17 protein-coding genes and 3 pseudogenes are annotated in these 22,062 nt (G+C 72.5%); 10 read left to right on the forward strand and 10 right to left on the reverse strand.

What is annotated here, in order from left to right; all coding sequences use genetic code 11:
- Positions 1-143: 143 nt before the first annotated feature.
- The 4 genes from QMZ92_RS14825 to QMZ92_RS14840 form a co-directional block, all read right to left on the reverse strand.
- The gene (locus QMZ92_RS14825; protein WP_283297838.1) at positions 144-2,342 is read right to left on the reverse strand and encodes a 3-hydroxyacyl-CoA dehydrogenase NAD-binding domain-containing protein; all 2,199 of its coding nucleotides are present in this window, start codon (positions 2,340-2,342) and stop codon (positions 144-146) included.
- A 43-nt stretch (positions 2,343-2,385) separates the two neighbouring features.
- On the reverse strand, positions 2,386-3,600 hold the full coding sequence (locus QMZ92_RS14830; protein ID WP_283297839.1) for an acetyl-CoA C-acetyltransferase: 1,215 nt from the start codon (positions 3,598-3,600) through the stop codon (positions 2,386-2,388).
- 116 nt (positions 3,601-3,716) lie between these two features.
- Complete coding sequence (locus QMZ92_RS14835) at positions 3,717-4,859, reverse strand: acyl-CoA dehydrogenase family protein (RefSeq protein WP_283297840.1); 1,143 nt, start codon at positions 4,857-4,859, stop codon at positions 3,717-3,719.
- Positions 4,856-6,043 (reverse strand): CaiB/BaiF CoA transferase family protein, encoded by a 1,188-nt coding sequence (locus QMZ92_RS14840; RefSeq protein ID WP_283297841.1) that lies wholly within the window; start codon positions 6,041-6,043, stop codon positions 4,856-4,858. The genes QMZ92_RS14835 and QMZ92_RS14840 overlap by 4 nt, the downstream gene beginning before the upstream one ends.
- Before the next feature lie 148 nt (positions 6,044-6,191).
- Here QMZ92_RS14840 and QMZ92_RS14845 point away from each other — a divergent pair, with 148 nt between their 5' ends.
- Entirely contained in the window at positions 6,192-6,719 is a 528-nt protein-coding gene (locus QMZ92_RS14845; RefSeq protein ID WP_283297843.1) for a hypothetical protein, read from the forward strand.
- Positions 6,720-6,836: 117 nt separating this feature from the next.
- On the opposite strand, the pseudogene QMZ92_RS14850 reads toward QMZ92_RS14845, so the two are convergent.
- A pseudogene (locus QMZ92_RS14850) lies at positions 6,837-7,252 on the reverse strand (MmcQ/YjbR family DNA-binding protein); the annotation flags it as partial.
- A 59-nt stretch (positions 7,253-7,311) separates the two neighbouring features.
- Here QMZ92_RS14850 and QMZ92_RS14855 point away from each other — a divergent pair.
- Together QMZ92_RS14855 and QMZ92_RS14860 are read left to right on the forward strand one after the other, a co-directional pair.
- Positions 7,312-8,502, forward strand: a complete 1,191-nt coding sequence (locus QMZ92_RS14855) for a saccharopine dehydrogenase family protein (protein WP_283297844.1) — start codon at positions 7,312-7,314, stop codon at positions 8,500-8,502.
- Between the two features lie 219 nt (positions 8,503-8,721).
- Positions 8,722-9,549, forward strand: a complete 828-nt coding sequence (locus tag QMZ92_RS14860; RefSeq protein ID WP_283297845.1) for an alpha/beta fold hydrolase — start codon at positions 8,722-8,724, stop codon at positions 9,547-9,549.
- Positions 9,550-9,701: 152 nt separating this feature from the next.
- On the opposite strand, the gene QMZ92_RS14865 is transcribed toward QMZ92_RS14860, so the two are convergent.
- Positions 9,702-10,442, reverse strand: a complete 741-nt coding sequence (locus QMZ92_RS14865) for a response regulator (RefSeq protein ID WP_283297846.1) — start codon at positions 10,440-10,442, stop codon at positions 9,702-9,704.
- A complete protein-coding gene (locus QMZ92_RS14870; protein WP_283297847.1) occupies positions 10,439-11,290 on the reverse strand; it encodes a sensor histidine kinase in 852 nt (283 codons plus the stop codon). Before QMZ92_RS14870 ends, QMZ92_RS14865 begins: the two co-directional genes overlap by 4 nt.
- 137 nt (positions 11,291-11,427) lie before the next feature.
- On the opposite strand from QMZ92_RS14870, the gene QMZ92_RS14875 reads away from it, so the two are divergent.
- Positions 11,428-12,144, forward strand: a complete 717-nt coding sequence (locus QMZ92_RS14875) for an ABC transporter ATP-binding protein (protein WP_283297848.1) — start codon at positions 11,428-11,430, stop codon at positions 12,142-12,144.
- On the forward strand, positions 12,141-14,453 hold the full coding sequence (locus QMZ92_RS14880) for an ABC transporter permease (protein WP_283297849.1): 2,313 nt from the start codon (positions 12,141-12,143) through the stop codon (positions 14,451-14,453). The genes QMZ92_RS14875 and QMZ92_RS14880 overlap by 4 nt, the downstream gene beginning before the upstream one ends.
- Positions 14,454-14,474: 21 nt before the next feature.
- Here QMZ92_RS14880 and QMZ92_RS14885 read toward each other — a convergent pair whose 3' ends face one another.
- Positions 14,475-15,158 (reverse strand): endonuclease V, encoded by a 684-nt coding sequence (locus QMZ92_RS14885; RefSeq protein ID WP_283297850.1) that lies wholly within the window; start codon positions 15,156-15,158, stop codon positions 14,475-14,477.
- Positions 15,159-15,361: 203 nt separating this feature from the next.
- Between QMZ92_RS14885 and QMZ92_RS14890 the strand changes: the two genes are divergently transcribed.
- The 3 genes and pseudogenes from QMZ92_RS14890 to QMZ92_RS14900 all read left to right on the forward strand — a co-directional run.
- Entirely contained in the window at positions 15,362-15,661 is a 300-nt protein-coding gene (locus tag QMZ92_RS14890; RefSeq protein ID WP_283297851.1) for a YciI family protein, read from the forward strand.
- 303 nt (positions 15,662-15,964) lie between these two features.
- Positions 15,965-16,729 carry an IS110 family transposase gene (locus QMZ92_RS14895; protein ID WP_283297864.1) on the forward strand — a complete coding sequence of 255 codons (765 nt, stop codon included), beginning with the start codon at positions 15,965-15,967 and terminating at the stop codon, positions 16,727-16,729.
- Positions 16,630-16,905 (forward strand): annotated as a pseudogene (locus tag QMZ92_RS14900) (IS481 family transposase); the annotation flags it as partial. The gene QMZ92_RS14895 and the pseudogene QMZ92_RS14900, both read left to right, overlap by 100 nt.
- On the opposite strand, the pseudogene QMZ92_RS14905 reads toward QMZ92_RS14900, so the two are convergent.
- Both QMZ92_RS14905 and QMZ92_RS14910 read right to left on the reverse strand, forming a co-directional pair.
- Positions 16,904-17,371, reverse strand: a pseudogene (locus tag QMZ92_RS14905) (Tn3 family transposase); the annotation flags it as partial. The pseudogenes QMZ92_RS14900 and QMZ92_RS14905 overlap by 2 nt on opposite strands.
- A gap of 167 nt (positions 17,372-17,538) precedes the next feature.
- Positions 17,539-18,636 (reverse strand): YCF48-related protein, encoded by a 1,098-nt coding sequence (locus QMZ92_RS14910; RefSeq protein WP_283297852.1) that lies wholly within the window; start codon positions 18,634-18,636, stop codon positions 17,539-17,541.
- Positions 18,637-19,383: 747 nt separating this feature from the next.
- On the opposite strand from QMZ92_RS14910, the gene ssgD reads away from it, so the two are divergent.
- Together ssgD and QMZ92_RS14925 are read left to right on the forward strand one after the other, a co-directional pair.
- Entirely contained in the window at positions 19,384-19,800 is a 417-nt protein-coding gene (gene ssgD / locus QMZ92_RS14920) for a spore wall synthesis regulator SsgD (protein ID WP_283297853.1), read from the forward strand.
- A gap of 279 nt (positions 19,801-20,079) precedes the next feature.
- Positions 20,080-21,720 (forward strand): ABC-F family ATP-binding cassette domain-containing protein, encoded by a 1,641-nt coding sequence (locus QMZ92_RS14925; protein ID WP_283297854.1) that lies wholly within the window; start codon positions 20,080-20,082, stop codon positions 21,718-21,720.
- Positions 21,721-22,062 lie beyond the last annotated feature (342 nt).

Here is a 22,062-nt window from a genome sequence, read left to right on the forward strand (position 1 = left end):
TCCGGGCGGGCGGGGCCGGTCCCGGCCACCGGTCCGGCCCGTACGCGCGTCGCCCGTCGACGTGGCACGGCGATCACGCGCGTGACCCGCCCGTGCGCCCCGGCCGGACCGGAGAGCCGGTCCGGCCGGAGCCGCGGCGGGTGTCAGTCGTCGGTGAAGACCTCGCCCCGCGCCGCCTTCTCCAGCAGCAGCGCCGGCGGTTCGAAGCGCTCGCCGTACGCCTCCGCCAGCTCCCGTGCCCGGGCGACGAAGCCGGGCAGGCCGTTGGCCACCCCGTCACGGCCCTCGTAGCCGTTGATGTACTGCAGGACACCGCCCGTCCACGCGGGGAAGCCGATGCCCATGATGGACCCGATGTTGGCGTCGGCCACCGACGTCAGCACGCCCTCCTCCAGGCACCGGACGGTGTCCAGCGCCTCGGAGAAGAGCATCCGCTCCTTCATGTCCTCGAACGGGACGTGCGCGCCGGGTTTGGCGAAGTGCTCGCGCAGTCCCGGCCACAGCCCGGCGCGCTTGCCGTCGACGTAGTCGTAGAAGCCCGCGCCGCCGCTGCGACCCGTGCGCCCGAAGTCGTCGACCATCCGGTCGATGACCTCGTCCGCCGGGTGCGGGGTCCACGTGCCGCCCGACTCCTCCACGGCCCGCCGCGCCTCGCCCCGGATCCTGCGCGGGAGGGTGAGCGTGAGCTCGTCCATCAGCGAGAGGACCTTCGCCGGGTACCCGGCCTGGGCCGCGGCCTGCTCGACCGACGCGGGCTCGACGCCCTCGCCGACCATCGCCACACCCTCGTTGATGAAGTGCCCGATCACCCGCGAGGTGAAGAACCCGCGGGAGTCGTTCACGACGATCGGGGTCTTGTTGATCTGGCGGACCAGGTCGAAGGCGCGCGCCAGCGCCTCGTCACCGGTGCGCTCGCCCTTGATGATCTCCACCAGCGGCATCTTGTCCACGGGCGAGAAGAAGTGCAGACCGATGAAGTCGGCGGGACGCTCGACGCCCTCGGAGAGCAGCGTGATCGGGAGCGTCGAGGTGTTGGAGCACAGCAGCGCGTCCGGCTCGACGACGTGCTGGATCTCCTGGAACACCTTGTGCTTGAGCGCCGGGTCCTCGAACACGGCCTCGATGACGGCGTCGCAGCCCGCCAGGTCGGCGGGGTCGGCCGTCGGCGTGATCCGGGCGAGCAGTTCGGCGCGCTTGGCCTCGGTCGTACGGCCCCGGCTCAGCGCCTTGTCCAGCAGCTTCTCGGAGTACGCCTTGCCCCGCGCGGCGGCGTCGGCGTTGACGTCCTTGAGGACCACCTCGATACCGGCCCGGGCGCAGGAGTACGCGATGCCCGCGCCCATCATCCCGGCACCGAGGACGGCGACCTTGCGGACCTCGCGCCGCTCGACGCCCTTGGGGCGGTTCGCGCCGGAGTTGACCGCCTGGAGGTCGAAGAAGAACGCCTGGATCATGTTCTTGGCGGTCTGGCCGGTGAGCAGCTCGGTGAAGTACCGCGCCTCGATGACCTGGGCGGTCTCGAAGTCCACCTGCGAGCCCTCGACGGCGGCCGCGAGGATGTTGCGCGGCGCCGGGAACGGCGCGCCGTTCAGCTGCTTCTTGAGGTTGGCGGGGAAGGCGGGCAGGTTCGCGGCGAACTTCGGGTTCGACGGCGTGCCGCCGGGGATCCGGTAACCCTTGACGTCCCAGGGCTGCTGCGACTCGGGGTGCGCCTCGATGAAGGCGCGCGCCTTGGCCAGCATCTCCTCGGGCGTGGCCACCACTTCGTTGACGAGGCCGCTCTCGAGCGCGCGCCGCGGGGAGTACTGGGTGCCCTGCAGGAGGACCTTCAGCAGAGCGTCGGCGATGCCCATGAGGCGCACGGTGCGGGTGACGCCGCCGCCGGCGGGCAGCAGTCCGAGCGTGACCTCCGGCAGGCCGATCTTGGAGCCGGGCGCGTCGAGGGCGATGCGGTGGTGGCAGGCGAGGGCGATCTCGTAACCGCCGCCGAGCGCGGCGCCGTTGATGGCGGCGACGACGGGCTTGCCCAGGGTCTCGATGCGGCGCAGCGCGCGCTTGATGCCCATGCCCATGTCGAACGCCTGCTGGGCGTGCTCGGGGCCGACCTTGATCATGTCCTTGAGGTCGCCGCCCGCGAAGAAGGTCTTCTTGGCGGAGGTGAAGACGATGCCGCGGATGGAGTCCTTCTCTGCCTCGGCACGATCGGCGATCGCGGCGATCGACGCGCGGAAGGCCTGGTTCATGGTGTTGGCGGACTGGTCCGGGTCGTCCAGGACGAGGGTGACGATCCCGGTCTCGTCCTGCTCCCAGCGGATGGTGGTGCTCGTCGGCGTTGCGGTCATTGCTGCTTCTCCGTACGGGGGAAGGGGCGGGAGGGACGAGAGGTCAGATGCGTTCGACGATCGTGGCGATGCCCATGCCGCCGCCGACGCAGAGGGTGGCGAGGCCGTACCGCTTGTCCTGGCGCTCCAGTTCGTCGATGAGGCTGCCGAGGATCATCGCGCCGGTGGCGCCGAGCGGGTGGCCCAGCGCGATGGCTCCACCGTTGACGTTGACCTTGTCGAGGGAGAGCCCCATGTCCTTCACGAAGCGCAGGACGACGGCGGCGAAGGCCTCGTTGATCTCGACGAGGTCGATGTCGTCGATCGTCAGCCCGGCCTTGGCGAGTGCCTTGCGGGTGGCGGGCGCGGGGCCGGTGAGCATGATGGTGGGCTCGGAGCCGGAGACCGCGGCGGAGACGATCCGGGCGCGGGGCCGGAGGCCGTACCGCTCGCCGACCTCCTGGGAGCCGACGGCCACGAGCGAGGCTCCGTCGACGATGCCCGAGGAGTTGCCCGCGTGGTGGACGTGGTCGATCTTCTCCACCCAGTGGTACGTCTGGAGCGCGACGGCGTCGAAGCCGCCCATGTCCCCGATTCCCGCGAACGAGGGCTTGAGGGCGGCCAGGGAGTCCGCGGTGGTGCCGGGGCGCATGTGCTCGTCGTGGTCGAGGACGACGAGACCGTTGCGGTCCTTCACCGGGACGACGGAGCGGTCGAAGTGGCCGTCCTTCCAGGCCGCGGCCGCACGCTCCTGGGACAGGGCCGCGTACTCGTCCACGTCGCGCCGGGAGAAGCCCTCGATGGTGGCGATCAGGTCGGCGCCGATGCCCTGCGGCACGAAGTGGGTGTCGAAGTTGGTCATCGGGTCGGCGAACCAGGCGCCGCCGTCGGACGCCATCGGCACGCGCGACATCGACTCGACCCCGCCCGCCAGTACCAGGTCCTCCCAGCCCGAGCGGACCTTCATCGCCGCCATGTTGACGGCCTCCAGGCCCGAGGCGCAGAAGCGGTTCTCCTGGACGCCGGCGACGGTGTCGGGCAGTCCGGCCGCGATGGCGGAGATCCGGGCGATGTCCGAGCCCTGGTCGCCGACCGGGCCCACGACGCCGAGCACGATGTCGTCGATCGCGGCGGGGTCGAGCCCCGGGAAGCGGGAGCGGATCTCGTGGATCAGGCCGACGACGAGGTCGATCGGCTTGGTGCCGTGCAGGGCGCCGTTGGCCTTGCCGCGGCCGCGCGGGGTGCGGATCGCGTCGTACACATACGCTTCGGTACTCACAACAGAGCCTTTCGCATCACGGGTGAGGGTGAGGGGTGAGGCAGCGGGAGGTTCGGGGTCGGACGGCGTGCGCCGGGCGGGTGCCGTTCCGCGGCTCCGGCCGGGAGAACGGCCGGTCAGGAGAGCAACGCGCGGCCGACGATCTCCTTCATGATCTCGGTGGTGCCACCGTAGATCGTCTGGATCCGGCCGTCCGTGAAGGCCCTGGCGACCCGGTACTCGGTCATGTACCCGTAGCCGCCGTGCAGCTGCAGACAGCGGTCGGCGACCCGCTTCTGCAGCTCCGTCGCCCACCACTTGGCCATCGACGCGTGCACCGCGTCGAGCTGCCCGTCGGAGTGGTCGGCGATGCAGCGGTCGAGGAACGTCCGGGTGACGGCGCACTCGGTGGCCATCTCGGCTATCTCGAAGCGGATGTGCTGGAGCTTCGCCAGCGGACGGCCGAACGCCTCGCGCTCCTTCACGTACCGCGTCGTGATCTCCAGCAGGTGCTCGGCCGCGGCGATGCCGGCGACCGCGATGTTCAGCCGCTCCTGGGCCAGGTTGGTCATCAGGTGGACGAAGGCGCCGTTGAGCTGCCCGAGGAGGTTCTCCTTCGGGACCCGCACGTCGTGGAAGAACAACTCCGCCGTGTCCTGCGCCTTCTGGCCGATCTTGTCGAGGTTGCGGCCGCGTTCGAACCCCTCCGTGCCACGCTCGACGACCAGCAGCGACAGCCCCTTGGCACCCCCCTCGGGCGTGGTCCTGGCGACGACGACCACCAGGTCGGCGAGGATGCCGTTGGAGATGAACGTCTTGGACCCGTTGAGCAGCCAGTGGTCGCCCCGGTCCTCGGCGGTGGTGCGGATGCCCTGGAGGTCGGAGCCCGCGCCCGGCTCGGTCATCGCGATGGCCGTGATGATCTCGCCGCTGCAGAAGCCGGGGAGCCAGCGCCGCTTCTGCTCCTCGGTCGCGAGGGAGGTGAGGTACGGGCCGATGATGTCGTTGTGCAGCCCGATCGCGAGGCCCGGGGCGCCGGCCCGGGTGAACTCCTCGGCGAGGACGGCGCTGTAGCGGAAGTCGGTGTTCCCCCCGCCGCCGTACTCCTCGGGCACGGCCAGGCCCAGCAGGCCCTGGCGACCGGCCGCCAGCCAGGCGTCGCGCGAGACGATGCCGTCCTTCTCCCACTGCTCGTAGTGGGGCAGCACCTCCTTGCCGATGAAGGTTCGCACGGTCTCGCGGAACGCGTCGTGCTCGGCGTCGAAGATCTGTCGTTTCATGCCTGAAGCTCCTTCGAGCCGGCTGCGGTCGGGTCGGGTCGGGTCACGTGGGCGCCCAGGATGCCGGGAACGCCCCAGTCACGGGCGATCTCCTCGGTGTCGGCACCGGGCTGCGCGGGCGGGCGGCGGACGGCGCCCGGAGTGAGCGAGAAACGGGGGGCCGGGGCCGGCTGGGTGATTCCTCCGTCGTCGGTGAAGGTGCCGCGAGCGACCAGATGCGGATGCCCGGGAGCCTCACGCAGCGAGAGCACCGGCGCCACGCAGGCGTCCGAACCCTCGAAGACCGCGGTCCACTCGTCCCGCGTCCTCGTGCGGAAGCGCTCGGCGACTGCGGCGCGCAGTTCCCCCCAGCGGGCGAAGTCCTTGCGGGCGGGCGCCTCGCCCTCGATGCCCAGCAGCCTGATGAACTCGTCGTAGAACTGCTGCTCGAGCGCCCCGACCGCCATGTACCGGCCGTCGGCGGTCTCGTAGTTCCCGTAGAAGGGGCAGCCGCCGTCGAGGAGGTTCGCGCCCCGGCGGTCCTGCCAGCCGCCCGCGGCCATCATCCCGTGGATCATCGTGGCGAGGTGCGCGGCGCCGTCGACGATCGCCGCGTCCACGACCTGGCCGGTGCCGCCGGGGGTGCGGGCGTGCTGCAGTGCGGCCAGGACGCCGATGACGAGGTACAGCGAGCCGCCCGCGTAGTCGCCGACGAGGTTCGCGGGGACCGCGGGCGCCTCGTCCGCCTTCCCGATCATGCCGAGGGTGCCGGTGATCGCGATGTAGGCGATGTCGTGGCCGGCGCGCTGGGCGAGCGGTCCCTCCTGACCCCAGCCGGTCATCCGGCCGTAGACCAGTTCGGGATTGCGGGCATGGCACTCCTCGGGCCCGACCCCGAGCCGCTCTGCCACCCCGGGGCGGTAGCCCTCGATGAGCACGTCCGCGCGCTCGACGAGGTCGAGGACCCGCCCGGCACCTCCGTCGGCCTTGAGGTCGATCAGTACGGACCTCTTGTTCCGGTTCGTGAGGTCGTGGGCGGGGTCGATCGCGAGCCCCGAGCCGCCGGGCCGGTCGACGCGTACGACGTCGGCGCCCAGGTCTGCGAGCAGCATGGCGGCGAACGGACCGGGCCCGATGCCGGCCAGTTCGACCACGCGCACACCGGCAAGCGGACCCCCCGGCGGGCGGTTCCCTGTCGCTGCCATGAAGCCCCCAGCACTATGACACAACTGATGTAACATCAGTGATGTTAAGAACGCGTTCCACTCCGCACAAGCCCCTGAGGCGAGCAAGCGCTTGGTTGTCCTCCGTCGGCGATAGGGTCCGTCGCCGGATCCAGGAATCGGAGACTCCATGCGTATACCCCGCCCCGTCCGCGCCAGCGCGCTCGTCGCACTTCCGGCGGCACTCCTGGTCGCCTGCTCCTCCGCCGACAGCGGCCCGCCGGCGACCGGCGGAAGCCCAACGGCCGGCGCCGGGGCGGCCCCGGCCACCGCGGAGGCCACGCGGCAACCCGCCTCGACGGCCGCTCCCGAGGACGCCACCGCCCCGTCGGCAGGGTCCACGCCACCGCCCGAGAGGGTCCGTGACGCCTTCGCCGGACTCCAGGCCACGCTGAGTGACGGCTGCACGACGGAGGGGCAGTGCGCGTACTTCCTCGGCCGTGTGTACGACGAGCTGGAACGGCTCGACCAGGCCATGAAGGCCGACCCCAAGGGCCCCGGCCATTTCCCCGAGCCGATCGAATGGATCGCCGGTCTCCGCTCGACGATCGGCACCGACCGCTCGTACCCGAACCTCCGAGCCCACCGGGGCGAGCTCGTGGGGACCCGCGACCGGATCAACACCTGGATGCAGGACCACCCTGACGACTACCGCTGACGCGGCACCCGGCCGGGCCGCGGATCGGGCCGGGGACCGGTCGACGTCACATGGGGCGGCGCGGACGTCGACCCGGCGCCGGCGAACCGGGGCCCACCGTCCGTGCCACCCGCCTCGGCGCGCGTCGGACTCGGCGATCAGCTTCCGCGTGGCGATGCTGCGGTGGCTCTCCCCGACCCGGTCGCACACCACCTCCGCCGACGGCGCGCCCTTCCCGGCCGGCGGGATCCGCACCCAGCCCGCCGTCCCGAGGCCGTACTCCGACGGCTCCGCGCCGGGACAGGAGAGCGCGTGCGCGTGCAACGCCTCCTCCACCGGCTTCACCCCGGCTCCGAGGGGACGGCCGCCGTCGGTGACACCCATGAAGACGAAGATCTTCCTGTTCAGCCCGACGACCGTGTCCCCCAGGGGAACTCCTCCCCCACCCCCGGCAGGCCCAGGGCAAAGGACCGCACCTTCTCCCATTTCGCCAGGGCGGTTCTCGGCGGTGCGGCCGTCCCGTCCTCCCGGTGGAGCGCGCCGTTCGGTCCCACGCTAGCCTCGGCCGGCGACGAACGGCGCGGGACAGGACCCACAGCGGGGTGGAGGGCCAGTGAACAGGCAGAGCGGGCCGGAGCGGCCGTACGACATCGTGCTCTTCGGCGCGACCGGATTCGTCGGCACCCTCACCGCGGAGTACCTGGCCGCCCATGCGCCCGAGGGCTGCCGCTGGGCCGTGGCCGGCCGCAGCGAGGCGCGGCTGGCGCAGTTGCGTGACCGGCTCACCGCGATCAACCCGGCCTGCGCCGGACTGCCGCTCGTCGTCGCGGACGCCGACGACCCGGACTCGCTGCGCGCACTCGCCGAGTCGACACGCGTGGTGGCGACGACGGTCGGCCCGTACGTCCGGTACGGCGAGCCGCTGGTCGCCGCCTGCGCGGACGCCGGGACCGACTACGCCGACCTCACCGGTGAGCCGGAGTTCGTCGACTCCGTCTACGTGCGGCACGACGCACGGGCCCGTGAGACGGGTGCCCGGCTGGTGCACGCCTGCGGCTTCGACTCGGTACCGCACGATCTCGGCGTCTACTTCACGGTTCAGCAGTTGCCGCGGGACGTGCCACTGCGCGTCGACGGCTTCGTCCGCGCCTCCGGGGTCTTCTCCGGCGGAACGTTCGCCTCCGCGCTCACGGCGATGGGCCGCCGGCGGCAGACCGCGCGAGCGGCCCGGGAGCGCAGGCTCCACGAGCCGCGGCTCATGGGCCGCCGCGCCAGGGCACCGTTCGGGGCACCCCGCTTCAGCGGGGAGACCGGCGCCTGGGCGCTCCCGCTGCCGACCCTCGACCCGGGGATCGTGGCGCGCTCCGCCGCGGGCCTGAAGCGGTACGGCCCCGACTTCCAGTACCGGCACTACGCCTCGGTCAGAACGCTGCCGATGGCCCTCGGCGGCCCCGTCGCACTCGGCGCGCTCGCCGCGCTCGCCCAGTTCGGGCCCGCCCGCGAGTGGCTGATGCACCGTTACGAGCCGGGCCGCGGCCCCAGCGCCGAACAGCGCGAGCGCAGCTGGTTCCGGGTCCGTTTCGTCGGCGAGGGCGGCGGTCGCCGGGTCTTCACGGAGGTCTCGGGCGGGGACCCCGGCTACGGCGAGACGGCGAAGATGCTCGCGGAGTCGGTGCTCAGCCTCGCCCTGGACGAACTCCCCGCCACCGCGGGTCAGGTCACCACGGCCGTCGCGATGGGCGACGCCCTGCTGGCCCGGCTGAGGGCCGCGGGCATCGTCTTCCGGGTCGCCGACGCGCGCTGAGTCCGGCTTCGTACGCATTCCGGCCGACGCGCTGATCGGCGGCCTCTCGGGTAGCGTTGTCGAACGACGTGCTCTTTCCGGTCGCCCTCCGCTGCCGACCCCTCCGTCGCCTTCCCCGTGCGTCCGCTTCCGCGGCGTGACACGTGTGCGGCCGGGCGTCCAGAACTCCACTCGATCCCACGGTTCTGGACGACCGACGAGCTTCGAGAGGAACGCACCATGCCCTTCGCCACCGCCAAGGACGGCACAGAGATCTACTTCAAGGACTGGGGATCGGGTCAGCCCGTCGTCTTCTCCCACGGCTGGCCGCTGATCGCCGACTCCTGGGACCCCCAGCTGAAACTCATGGCGGACAACGGGTTCCGCGCCGTCGCCCACGACCGGCGCGGCGGCGGGCGCTCGGGCCAGCCCTGGGACGGCAACGACCTCGACACGTACGCCGACGACCTGGCCGCGGTCATCGAGGCCCTGGACCTCAGGGACGTCGTCCTGGTGGGACACTCGACGGGCGGCGGCGAAGTCACGCGGTACATGGGGCGGCACGGCACCGGCCGCGTCGCCGGGGCCGTGCTCCTCGGCGCGATACCCCCGCTGATGCTCAAGACGGAAGCGAACCCCGAGGGCCTGCCGATCGAGGTCTTCGACGAGATCCGGGAAGGCGTCCTCACGGACCGCTCCCAGTACTACAAGGACCTCAGCGCACCCTTCTACGGGGCCAACCGCGACGGATCGACCGTCAGCCAGGGCACTCGCGACGAGTTCTGGCTGTGGTCTATGACGGTCGGTGTCAAGGGGGCGTACGACTGCATCAGGGCGTTCTCCGAGACCGACCTCACCGAGGACCTCAAGAAGATCGACGTCCCGACCCTGATCGTCCACGGCGACGACGACCAGATCGTGCCGATCGTGGCTGCCGGGGACAAGTCGTCGAAGCTGGTCAAGGGCGCGGTCTACAAGATCTATCCGGGCGCTCCCCACGGCCTGTCCATGGTCCCCGAGTTCGCCGGGCAGTTCAACGCCGACCTCCTCGACTTCGCACGCGGCTGAGGCGGCGGCGACACTGGCCGCTGCGGACCCCGACGACGGATCTCGCGCCCCGGGACAAGTCCTCCCGTTCGCCTCGACTCGGGCGCGCGCAGCACCATCGCACCGGCGGTCCGTGCCCGGTTCGCCCGTGGCAACGGGCGAACACCGGCCCGCTACGGCCCCACTCCCCCCGGAAGCGGCCCCTCGGGGCGGACGCCGGGGGTGACCAGGCCCGTCTCATAGGCGACGACGACGGCCTGCGCCCGGTCGCGGAGGCCGAGCTTGGCGAAGATGCGGACGACATGGGTCTTCACGGTGGCCTCGCTGAGTGTCAGCTCACCCGCCAGTTCGGCGTTGGAGAGTCCGCGGCCCATCAGGCCCAGCACCTCGCGTTCCCTCGGTGTCAGTTGGGCGAGGTCCGAGGGGACGGGCCCCCGGGCCGCGCCCGGCCTCCCGTCCTCTCCTGCCGCTCCATGTCCCCTCTCCGCCCTCGCGAAGCGCTCCACCAGCCGCCGTGTGATCGAGGGCGCGAGCAGAGCGTCCCCCGTGCCGACCAGGCGCACCGCGGCGGCGAGGTGCTCGGGCGTGACGTCCTTCAGCAGGAAGCCGCTCGCGCCGATGGCCAGTGCGCGGTAGACGTAGCGGTCCAGGTCGAAGGTGGTCAGCATGAGGACTCTGCAGTCCGGAAGGTGGTGCAGGACGAGGCGGGTGGCCTCCAGCCCGTCCATGTTCGGCATGCGGATGTCCATGAGCACGACGTCCGGCCGCAGTCTGCGCGCCGCCGCCACCGCCTCCAGGCCATCGGCGACCTCGCCGACGACGTCGAGACCGCGCGTCGTCAGGATCAGCCGGAATCCCGTGCGGATCAGGGCCTGGTCGTCCGCGATGAGCACACGGGGCGCGGGTTCCGTCACAGCCGGTCCAGGGGGATGCGGGCGCGGACGCGATAGCCGCCGCCGAGACGTCGGCGGGTGTCGAGATCGCCACCGTAGACGGCGACCCGTTCGCGCAGCCCCAGCAGTCCGCGTCCGGCGCCGCCGTCGTGCTCCGCCGTCGCCGCCGGCCGGGAGGAGGCGCCGGACAGCACGCTCGGCCCGCTGTTCAGCACCTCCACGCGCAGGGAACGGTCGGCGTATCGAACGGTCACCTGCGCCTGCCCTCCGTCCCCGTGCTTCAGCGCGTTCGTCAGCGCCTCCTGGACGATCCGGTACGCCGTCACGTCGACGCCGCCCGGGAGCGGGCGCGGCTCTCCGGCGATCCGCACATCGACCGGCAGCCCGGCGAACGCGATCCGGTCGACCAGCGAGCCGAGTCTGTCCAGTCCGGGCTGGGGCGACAGACCGGTCCCGCCCCCGCGATCCCCGTCGGCGTCCTCGCCGTTCTGCGAGGGCGCCAGGAGGCCGAGCAGGTGCCGCAGTTCGGTCATGGTGTCCCGGCCGGCGTCCTCGACCGCCCGCAGCGCCGCCGATGCCTCGTCCGGCATGGTGAGCAGCACCTCGCGGGCGGCCCCGGCCTGGACCACCATGAGGGCGACGTTGTGGCTGACGATGTCGTGGAGTTCGCGGGCGATGCGGGCCCGCTCGTCCTCGACCGCGGCCCGGGCGGCGCTCTCGCGCTCACGCTCCAGCAACCACCGGCGGTCCTCGAGTGTCCTGCGGTGCCTGCGGCGCGTCCGCACGAGCACGGCGCCCAGCCACCCGACTGCCGCACACGCGGCCAGGAGGGCGACGCCCAGCAGGCGGTCCGACGGTGATCCCCACACGGGTCCACCTTCGCAGACGGCCCGTCGCACCGCATCAACTCACGGGCGGATCACCGTACATCCCCGGGTTGACGCGGCCGCGAGGATACCTCCTCGGAGCGATGCCGGGACGGGTCCGCGATGGTTGGCTTCCCGACATGATCACTCAAGACTGCAGGGACCAGGTGGTGGTACGCCTGGACGGGGTACGCAAGGAGTACGGGGAGGCGTCCGCTCTGGACGGGGTGTCGCTGGAGATCCGCAGCGGCGAGGCGGTCGCGGTGATGGGACCGTCCGGCAGCGGCAAGTCGACGCTGCTCAACATGGTCGCGGGCCTCGACCGTCCGACGTCCGGCACGGTCACCGTGCACGGCGAGGACCTCGGCGGCATGAACGAGACCGGCCTGGCGCTGTTCCGGCGCCGCCGCATCGGCATGATCTTCCAGTTCTTCAATCTGCTCGATGATCTGTCCGCGCTGGACAACGTCGCCCTCGCGGCGCAGCTGACCGGGACGTCCGCGTCCAGGGCGCGGGCGCGCGCCCTGGAGCTGCTGGACGAGCTCGGCATCGCCGACCGGAGGAACGCCTACCCGGCGGTGCTCAGCGGCGGTGAACGCCAACGGGTCGCAGCCGCACGAGCGTTGATCAACCGTCCTGCCGTACTGCTCGCCGACGAACCGACCGGCGCCCTGGACAGTCATGCCGGGGAGCAGACCATGGATCTCCTGCTGGACCTCAACCAGATCGGCCAGACACTCCTGCTGGTCACCCACGACGAGCGGATGGCGGCCCGGTGCGCGAGCCGGGTGATCACGTTCGCCGACGGCCGCGTCGTCGGGGAACGCAGCCTCGAGTCCTCGGAGCGGACCGCATGAGCGCCGTGTGGCGGACCGCCCGCGGTGCCGTACGGCGCCGCAGGATGCAGACGGCGGTCCTCGGTCTGGTCGTGTTCGCCTCGACCGTCGCCGTCGTGGTGGCCCTGGGGCTTCTGGAAGCCGCCTCGGCGCCGTTCGACCGCGCCTTCGCCCAGCACCGGGGTGCCCATGCCAGCGCCTCGTTCTCCCGCAGCGAGGTCTCGGACGCCCAACTCGAGGCGACGGCCGGGCGGCCCGGTGTGGAAGCCACCGCCGGCCCGTTCGAGCAGGCCGTCGTCGACGTCCCCGACGACGGCGCGGAGCTGGTACCGGGTCTGGTGCCCGGGCCCCTGATGCTCGTGGGCCGTGCCTCTCCGGACGGACCGGTGGACCGGGTCCGCGTGCACGTGGGCCGATGGGCCGCCGGCCCGGGTGAGTTGGTCGTGGCCGGACCCGGCAGTGAGGATCTGCTCGGACGCTCCCTCCGCCTATCGGACGGCCGGGAACTGACCGTCGTCGGCTACGCCGAGAGTCTCACGGGCAGCGCGGCGGCCTGGGTCGTGCCCGAGCAGGCGGCCGAACTCCGGCCGGAATCCGTGCAGATGCTCTACCGCTTCACCGAGGCCGCCACGGCGTCGGAGGTGCGCACCGGGACGGAGCTCGCGACAGCGGGACTCCCCTCCGGGGCCCTGCTGTCCACGGTCTCCTACCTCACGGTCAAGGAGCGGATCGGCAGTGTGGCGAACGCCTACCTGCCCTATCTGATCGGGTTCGGAGTTCTCGGTCTGGCCGTGGCGGTCCTGATCGTGGGCAACGTGGTGAGCGGGGCCGTCGTCGCGGGCTTCCGGACCATCGGGATCCTCAAGTCCCTGGGATTCACGCCCCGTCAGGTCGTCGCGGTCCATCTGACGACGGTGCTCGTGCCCGCGGTCGCGGGAAGCCTGTTGGGCACGGCCGTCGGGGGACTCGCCCTCGCGCCCCTGGTCGACACCGTCTTCTTCGGGGTCGGCGCGCAGAACCTCAGCGTCTCGGTCGGAGCCTGGGTCCATGCGACTCCCCTGGTCGGCATGCCGGCACTCGCCGCGATCGCCGCCCTGGTCCCGGCGCTCCGCGCGGGCCGCCTGTCCGCGGCGAGGGCGATCAGCGCGGGAAGCGCGCCACGGACGGGCCGCGGTCGGAGCATCCAGCGCAGGCTCGCCGGCACGCGGCTGCCGCGGTCGCTCAGTCTGGGGCTCGGGCTGCCGTTCACGCGCCCCGGGCGGACCGCGCTGACCCTGGCGGCGGTCCTCCTCGGCGTGACCACGGTGACGCTGGCAGCCGGTCTCGCGGCCACGCTCACCGCGTTCGGCAAGTCGGTGCAGGGCACCGCCGACACCGTGGTGTACGCGGGGCGGGCCGCCTATGGCGAGACCCCGCCGAGGCAGGGCGACACGGAGACGGAGGCGCTGCTGCGCTCGCTGCCGGGGGCCGCCGATGTCGTCGCCCTCGCCTGGCTCGAGCTGTACACCGCCGGTGACCCGCAACGCATCCAGGTCCAGTTCGTCCGCGGGGGGTACGGCTCACTGGGCGGGGAGACGATCGTCGAGGGCCGGCGCTTCGAGGCGCCGGACGAGGTGGTCGCGGCGTCGCAGTTCCTCGACCAGCGCGGAATGGAGGTCGGTGACCGGATCACCCTCACGTGGGGCGACCGCAAGCGGTCCGTGACGGTCGTCGGCGCGATGCTCGGCGGCAACCGGGACCTGGTGGAGGCCGGCTGGGACACGCTCACCGGCCTGGCCCCGGAGCAGAAGGCCACCCAGTACTGGGTGCAGCTGACACCGGGCGCAGACGCCGGGGCGTACAACGCGGCGGTCCGGAAGGCCGATCCGGGGCTGCGGCCCCAGGCGCTCTCCACGACGGACGCCAACGTCGTCGCCATCATCGGCTCGGCGTCGGTGATCGCCCTGCTCCTCGCGGTGGTGGCGGCCATGGGGGTGTTCAACACCGTGGTACTCGACGCCCATGAGCGCCGCCGTGATCTCGGGGTGCTGAAGTCCATCGGCATGACACCGCGTCAGGTGACCGCGATGATGACCACCTCCATGGCGGCCCTCGGGGCGGTCGGCGCCGTGGCCGGGGTACCGCTGGGGCTGGGCGCGCACCGCCTGATCGTTCCGGCCATGACCGAGGCGGCCGGGCTGAGGGCCCCGTCGTTCCCGATGGACGTCTGGCAGGCCCCCGTGCTCGTCCTGCTCGGCCTGGGCGGTGTGGCGATCGCCGTCGCCGGGGCACTCGTCCCCGCCCGCGCGGCGGGCCGGCTGACGGTGGCGCAGGCGCTGCGCAACGAGTGACCGTCGTACTGCCCGGGGCGGTCAGCCGGCGGTCGCCTCGCGCAGGGCCCTGCGGCACAGGGCGTCGGCGCGGCGGGTGGACTCGGGGATGCGGAAGTCCGGGGAGAGGGCGAGCGTGTGGGCGCAGGCGTTGTCGAGCGAGACGCGGTGGCCGACCGAGACGAAGACCGGTTTGACCCCGCTCTGCGTGCGCAGCGCCCGGCCCACCACCTCTCCGTCGTCCGCCACCAGTGGAGAGGCGTCTCCGCGCCGCCCGCCCGGCGGGGCGTACGTGAACGTGAACGGGTTCTTGGCGACGCCGATCACCGGCAGGCCGGTCAGCACGCCGAGATGGCTGGCCAGTCCGAAGCGGCGGGGGTGGGCGAGGCCGTAGCCGTCGCAGACGACCAGCCCGGGACCGTGTTTCAGCGATTCCAGTGCGGCGAGCACCGCCGGAATCTCACGGAAGGCGAGCAGCCCCGGGACGTAGGGGAAGGCGACCCGTCCGGCCGCGGTGCTCTCCTCGACGACGCCGAGCGTGGCGGCGTCGAGGACGACGGCGGCCGCGACGACCACGTCGTGCTCGTCGTCGTAGGCCACGTCGACCCCGGTGACGAGGCCGGTGCCGGGCAGGGGCCCGGTTTCGTCCAGGACGACGCGGGTCCTGAGCTCGTCCTGAACGGCTCGGGCCTCGGCCTCGTCGGCGGGTGTCCGGATGAGGGTCATGGTGGCTCCCAGCCTAGGGGCTGTCGGGCAGTCCCCCGTTGGAGCAGCGCGCGGCGTCGGATGCGGTGCCTCGCAGGGCGGCGAGCCATCCTCGTACCGGGCGTGTTCGGATGACTCGACACCGCGGCGAGGTGCGGTACCCGCGTCGTGTGCCCGCCGGGGATGACGCGACAGCCCTTGGACGTGCGGCTAACCTGCCGATCATGTTCGTACTGGAACTGACCTACACGGCGCCGCTCGACCGCGTCGAGGAGCACCTGGACGCCCATGTGGCCTGGCTTGAGGGCCTGTACGGGGAAGGCGTCCTGATCGCCTCCGGCCGCAAGCACCCGCGCGACGGCGGGGTGCTGATCGCGACGGGTGTCGACCGCGAGCGGGCCGAGCGGATCGCGGCTTCGGACCCTTACACCGCGGCGGGGGTGTGCGAGTACCGGATCACGGAGTTCATCGCGACGAAGACGGCGCCCGCGCTGGAGCCCTACCGGGAGCAGCCCTCCGCGTGACGGCGGACGGGCCGGTACCGGGGTGGCTGCCCGGCGCCGGGCGCAAGGGCCTGTTAGGGGGCGAGGTCGCCCATCGAGGCCTGCCCGGTGACGGGCGAGCTGGTGGCCATCGGCCGGTCGGATGGATCTCTTCGGGGGAGGGGAACTGTCTGGCGCCGTGGCGCCAACGGTCGCGGCGGAGCCGCCTCGCACGCGCTCGCGCGCTACTACCGGTACCTGGCTGTTCTGTCCCGGGAGGTTGTGGACGGGTGAGCCAGGTCTCGGCTGAGGGATGTTGAACAGGTGAGGGCCTTCCGGTTCGGTGTGGCTTGCGACGTCTACACCAACAGAAGGGCCCGGCACCTAGCCGATCGGGAGTTCCCGGCCACCATCCCCGGCTACAGGGACCTGCTGGGCTGGATGCGCTCGCACGGCACGCTGACCGCAGTGGGGGTGGAGGGGACCGGTGCCTACGGTGCCGGGCTCGCCCGGGTACTCACCGCCGCGAGTGTCGTCGTCGTCGACGTGGACCGACCGGACCGCAAAACACCCAGGTTGAAAGGCAAGTCAGACCCGATCGACGCCTACGCCGCCGCGACGGCAGTACTGTCCGGCCGGGCCACTGGCATCCCCAAACGCCGGGACGGCGTGGTCGAGGCGGTGCGGGTACTGCGGCTCGCTCGCCGCAGCGCGGTCAAGGCCCGCACCCAAGCCATGAACCAGATCCGCGGCCTCCTCGTGTCCGCCCCCGCAATGCTTCGCGAGCAGGTCACCGGCCTGGACCGGGCCGCGCTGATACGCGCCCTGTCCCGAGTCCGGCCCGGGGACGACCTGTCGAGGCCGCTGGCGGCAACCAGAACGTCACTGCGACGCCCGGCTCGACGCCACCAAGCGTTGGATGCCGAGATCGCTGACCTTGACACCGAGATCGGCCCGCTGATCCGACAGGCCGCTCCGGAACTCCTCGCACTGTTCGGGGTCGGCACCGAGACCGCCGGCCAACTGCTCTCCGCGTCCTGTGCCGCTGGGGACCGGCCCGCATCACGCGCCTGCTGCGACTCGTTCCCTCCACCGTGCACCGCGTCCTGACCCGCTACCGTCTGGCACGCCTCACACACCTGGACCGGGCCACCGGCCGCGTCATACGCCGCTACGAACGCGACCGCCCCGGCGAGCTGGTCCACGTCGACATCAAGGAGCTCGGCAACATCCCCGACGGCGGCGGACACAAGGTCCTGGGCCGGGCCGCGGGCCACAAGAACCGAGCGAACGCGCCCCGAGCTGGTCCTCCTGCCCCGTCCGATACGCCTGCATGATCTGCCCGCGGCGGCCGTGGCAGATGTCCCGGGCCAGCTCGTGACGGGACTCCTGGACGGTGAGCTGCCGGTTCGTCCGACGTCGGTAGGTGTCGTCGACCGGGTCGACCACGCGCAGCAGGTGGAGGGTCTTGGCGATCCGCCCGTACTCGGCGAACGCCTGCCTCAGCGGCGTGGGGCGCCCCTCGCGGCCGAACATCCGCAGCAGGTCGTACGCCCTGACCTGCCCGGTCACCAGTGAGCCGGCCACCCGCAGCATGTCCGGCCAGTGCGTGATGACCTTGTTCCGGTTCACCCGGCTGCGCGCGAGGGCTTCCAGCGGCCTGTAGCCGCCGGTCGCGGCGCCGGGCATCTCCGCGCGCCAGAACCGTTGGTCGGCCAGGTCGTGGAAGCGCGGGGAGAAGTTGCAGCCGAGCCCTCGGGCCGGCCGAACTCACCGACGCCTGGCTGCGCCCCGTCAGCCTCGCCGCCTGAGCCGAAAGGATGCTTCATGCTCTTCAGCCGCTCCAGCTCAGGGCGCTCCACCGAGGCGGCGGCTCCCTCCGCTGCGTCAGAACGGCACGAGGGGCGGCCGATGCGCGGTCACCACTCCAGCCGGGCCGCGCGTCCCTTCTCCCCCGCCGCCCAGCAGCCGAAGTCCGGTGTGCAGTCGACGGTGTCGTACGAGCCGGTGTCCACGGTGCGCCAGGTGCGGCCGGCGTCGGTGGTGAGGTCGGTTCCCGTGGGTCCGACGGCCAGGGCGGCCGTGCGGCTGTGCGGCAGCCAGGCCACTCCTGAGCGGTAGGCGGGCGGCGGGGTCGCGGACTGCTGCCAGGTGCGGGCGCCGTCCCGCGTCACGGCGCCCGCCCGCGGCGACGTCTGGCCGGTGCGGTAGTCGCCGCCGACCGCGAGACCGTGCACGCGGTCCCTGAAGGCGAGCGCGAAGACGCCCCGTGCCGGGTCTCCGGCGGGGATCGTGGACTCGGCCGCGGTCCAGTGCAGCCCGCGGTCCGCGGAGTGCAGCACGCGCGCGGTGGCGCCGCCGCCGGTCGCGAGCCAGACGTCCCTGGGCCCGGAGCTCACCAGGCACTGGCCGCTCGCCGCGAAGCCCGCCTCACCCGGCTGGGCGTCCGGCATCCCGGCGCTCGGCAGCACCTTCCACGACCTGCCGCCGTCCCGGGTGGAGAGGATGCGGTACCTGCCGTCGACGGGGTCGCTCATCGCGAGCCCGTGCCGGGGGTCGAAGAACGTGATGCAGTCGTAGAACGCCTTCGGGTCGGCGTTGCGGAACGACTCCTCCCAGGTCGCTCCCCCGTCCTCGGTCCGCAGCACGCGCGAAGCCTCGCCCTCGCCGATGGCCAGCACGACGGCCCTGCGGGCGTCGAAGGCCTCGACGTCGCGGAACTCCAGCTCGTCCGCCCCGGGCGGTGAGACGTTCCGCCAGCTCCGCCCGCCGTCGGTGGTGCGGAGCACGGTGCCCTTCGAGCCCGCGAGCCAGGCCGTGGTGCGGCTGACCGCGGCGAGTCCGCGGAACCGGACGTCCGTCCCGGTCCGCTTGAGCTCCCAGTGCGGTACCCGGCCCTCCGCGTGCCGCGCGTCGGCCTGCGCGGGCACCGACAGGGCCGTGCCCAGCACGGCGGTCAGCGCCACCCCGCTCAGCCCCGCGGACAGCGTTCGTCTCGACTTCCCCTTGGGTCTCATGGCGCGCGAACGTAGCCGACGCCCGGCACCCGGTCCAGAGCGCCTTCCGTGCCGCGTCCGTGCCGAGTTCACCGTCCCTGGCACCAGAAGCGGTCCGCCGACCGCCTTCTGGTCGAGAACGGGCACGCGACCGAGGTGATCACCGCGGTCCGGATCCGCTACGACCGACGTTCGCGGGCTACTCGGCCGACGACGGCGGCAGGAGGTGGAACCCGCCGCCGTCCGCCGAGTTGTGCGCGGCCCCGCTCCGCGGCACCGGCGACGGCAAGCGCGTTCGGCGAGGGCCATGGACTGCCCGGCCGGCGGCTGCGGGACGTGGGACTGACGCACGGCGGGCGGAGGCTGCTGCTCGACCGGACCGGCGGGCTGTCGGTGGCGGCCGGACGGACGGGTCGGCCACGTCGTCGACGACGGCGAACCGGACGTGCCCGCGGTACTGCTGCGGCCGGGCGACGTGGGCCGGTGAGGACCGGCAGGGTCCGCCCGGCCCGCCGAACCGGTGGTTCGGAGCCGCCACCGGCCGAGCGGGTTCCCGCCGCCGCGTCCGAGGCCGGGACACGATCGGGGATTCCCGCGGAGCGTCCCGGCATCCGGTGCCCCGCGGCCTGTCGGAATCCGCGAGTCCGGCGCTTGCCCGTGCGGTGACGCAGCTCACGCTCCCCACCGATGCACGGATTCCGCCGTTCGCTCGTCTTCCTCTGTGGCAGAAGAGCGTCATCCGGCAGCAGTGCAGTGAGGGAGCGGGCCTTGTCCAGCGTTATCGAGCAGGCCGTACAGGTCCGTCTGGTCGCCTCCGCGCCACGTATGGAGTCCGTGCCGGCGACCCTGCGCTACGACCCCCGCGACCCCTTCGCCGTGAGCATGTCGTTCCCCGCCCCGGCCACACTGGAGGGCACCGACGTGTCCTGGGCGTTCTCCCGCGATCTGCTCGTGCAGGGCCTGGACGAGCCCGCCGGGCTGGGCGACGTGCGGGTACGACCGTACGGCTACGACCGGACCGTCCTGGAGTTCCACGCCCCCGAGGGCACCGCGATGATGCATATCCGCACGTCCGAACTGCGCCGCTTCCTCAAACGGGCCCAGGGACTCGTACCGGTCGGCCGGGAGCACCTCCACCTGGACCTGGACGCGGACCTGGCCGAGCTGATGCGCGACGCCCGCTGAGGGCGGCCGGGGCGCCGGGGGACTCCGGCCGCCCGATGGTCAATTCGTTTGCCCGCGGCCCCCGCCCGGCGTAGTTTCCTACTCGGCCCTGTTGTCGTCGATCGGAGAAGGACGTTGCTCGTCTGAGGTCCTGAGACACCGTGTCACGCGGCTTTCCGCTCGCGTGCCCGTGTGCGACCTCGGCGTACGAGCCGTTCCGTCCCGGACCAGGGCCTTTGTGCCGTCCGACCGGTGTCTCACCCGTTGCCCCTTTTCCCCTCACGCAACAGGGAGACCCGTATGTCTACCTTCCCCACCTATGTGACCTGTTCTTCGCTGTCCTTCTCCTGGCCGGACGGCACTCCCGTACTGGAGGACTTCCGACTGGCCGTCGGCCCCGGCAGAACGGGGCTGATCGGCCTCAACGGCTCCGGCAAGTCCACGCTGCTGCGGCTGATCGCCGGAGATCTCACGCCCGGCGAGGGCAGTGTGCGGATCGCGGGCCGGGTCGGCCATCTCCCGCAGAACGTCGTACTCGACACAGGGCTGCGGGTGGACGAGGCCCTCGGGATCGCCGCCACCCGCACCGCGCTGCACGCGATCGAGGCGGGCGACGTACGGGAGGAGCACTTCACCGCGGTCGGCGACGACTGGGACGTGGAGGAGCGGGCCCGTGCCACCCTCGACCAGCTGGGGCTCGGGCACGTCGGACTCGACCGGACCGTCGGCGAGATGTCGGGCGGCGAGTGCGTGCTGCTCAGGCTCGCGGCGCTGTTGCTGGCACGCTCCGATGTGCTCCTGCTCGACGAGCCGACCAACAACCTCGACGTGGTCGCCCGGGGGCGGCTGTACGAGGCCGTGGAAGCCTGGTCCGGGGTGATGATCGTGGTCAGCCACGACCGCGAGCTGCTGGAGCGGGTGGACCAGATCGCCGACCTCCGGAACGGCGAGGTGACCTGGTACGGCGGCACGTACTCGGCCTACGAGGCGGCGCTGGCCGTCGAGCAGGAGGCAGCCGAGCGGATGGTCCGCGTCGCGGAGGCCGATGTGCAGCGGCAGAAGCGCGAACTGGCCGAGGCCCAGGTCAAACTGGCCCGCCGCAGGCGCTACGGGCAGAAGATGTTCGAACAGAAGCGCGAGCCGAAGATCGTGATGGGCGCGCGCAAGCGCGCGGCGCAGGTCTCGGCGGGCAAGCACCGCGCCATGCACACGGAACGGCTGACCGAGGCGAAGGAGCGGCTGGCCGAGGCCGTGGACGCCGTCCGGGACGACGACGAGATCCGCGTCGAACTGCCGTACACCAGGGTTCACCCGGGCCGCGGCGTCCTGCGGCTGGCCGAGGTGGAGCTCCGCTACGGGGCCCGCGTCTCGGGCGAGTTCGATCTGCGCGGTCCGGAGCGGATCGCCCTCGTCGGGCGCAACGGGGCCGGCAAGACGACCCTGCTCCGCACGATCGCCGGGGAGTTGCAGCCGATCGCGGGCGAGGTGGCGGCGGAGGTGCCGCTGCGCTTCCTGCCCCAGCGGCTGGACGTGCTCGACGAGGAGCTGAGCGTCGTGCAGAACGTCGCACGGTTCGCACCCCGGGCGACGGACAACGCGGTCCGGGCACGGCTCGCCCGCTTCCTGTTCCGGGGGGCACGGGCCGACCGCCCGGCCGGAACGCTCTCCGGCGGCGAGCGGTTCCGCGCCGCGCTGGCGGCGCTGCTGCTCGCGGAGCCCGCCCCACAGCTGCTGATGCTGGACGAGCCGACCAACAATCTCGACATGGCGAGCGTGCGCGGGCTCACCGAGGCCCTGGGGGCGTACGAGGGCGCGCTGATCGTGGCGAGCCACGACGTGACGTTCCTGGAGTCGCTGGGGATCACCCGCTGGCTCCTGCTCGACGGGGAGCTGCGGCCCACGACCGCCGAGGAGGTACGGGAGGAGTTGATGGGGACGTGAAGGCGAAGGCATGACCAGGTCGGCGGGTGACGGTCGGGGCGGCGCCGGGGAGATCGCGGGATGCCGCCCGCGGCCCCGGCGAGGGGGCGCCGGGGCGGCCGCACCGGGCCGCACCGGTCCCCCTGCCGCGTGGACTGCGGTCGCCGATCGCCCTCGATCACCCGGTATGCGCCTGCCTGGGGCTGCGGTCGCGGATCGCCCTCGGTGCGTCCTGTGGCGCCTGCCGGCGGTCAGGACCGGCCGCGGCGACGGGGCAGCCGCCGACGCCCGGCCACCGAGGCCCGGCGCGCGAGCGGGGGCAGGCCGGGGCGCGGTGCGGGCCGGGGCGCGGTGCGGGCCGGG

Origin of the sequence: Streptomyces sp. HNM0645 (assembly GCF_030056615.1) — a bacterium.
Classification (GTDB): domain Bacteria; phylum Actinomycetota; class Actinomycetes; order Streptomycetales; family Streptomycetaceae; genus Streptomyces; species Streptomyces marianii.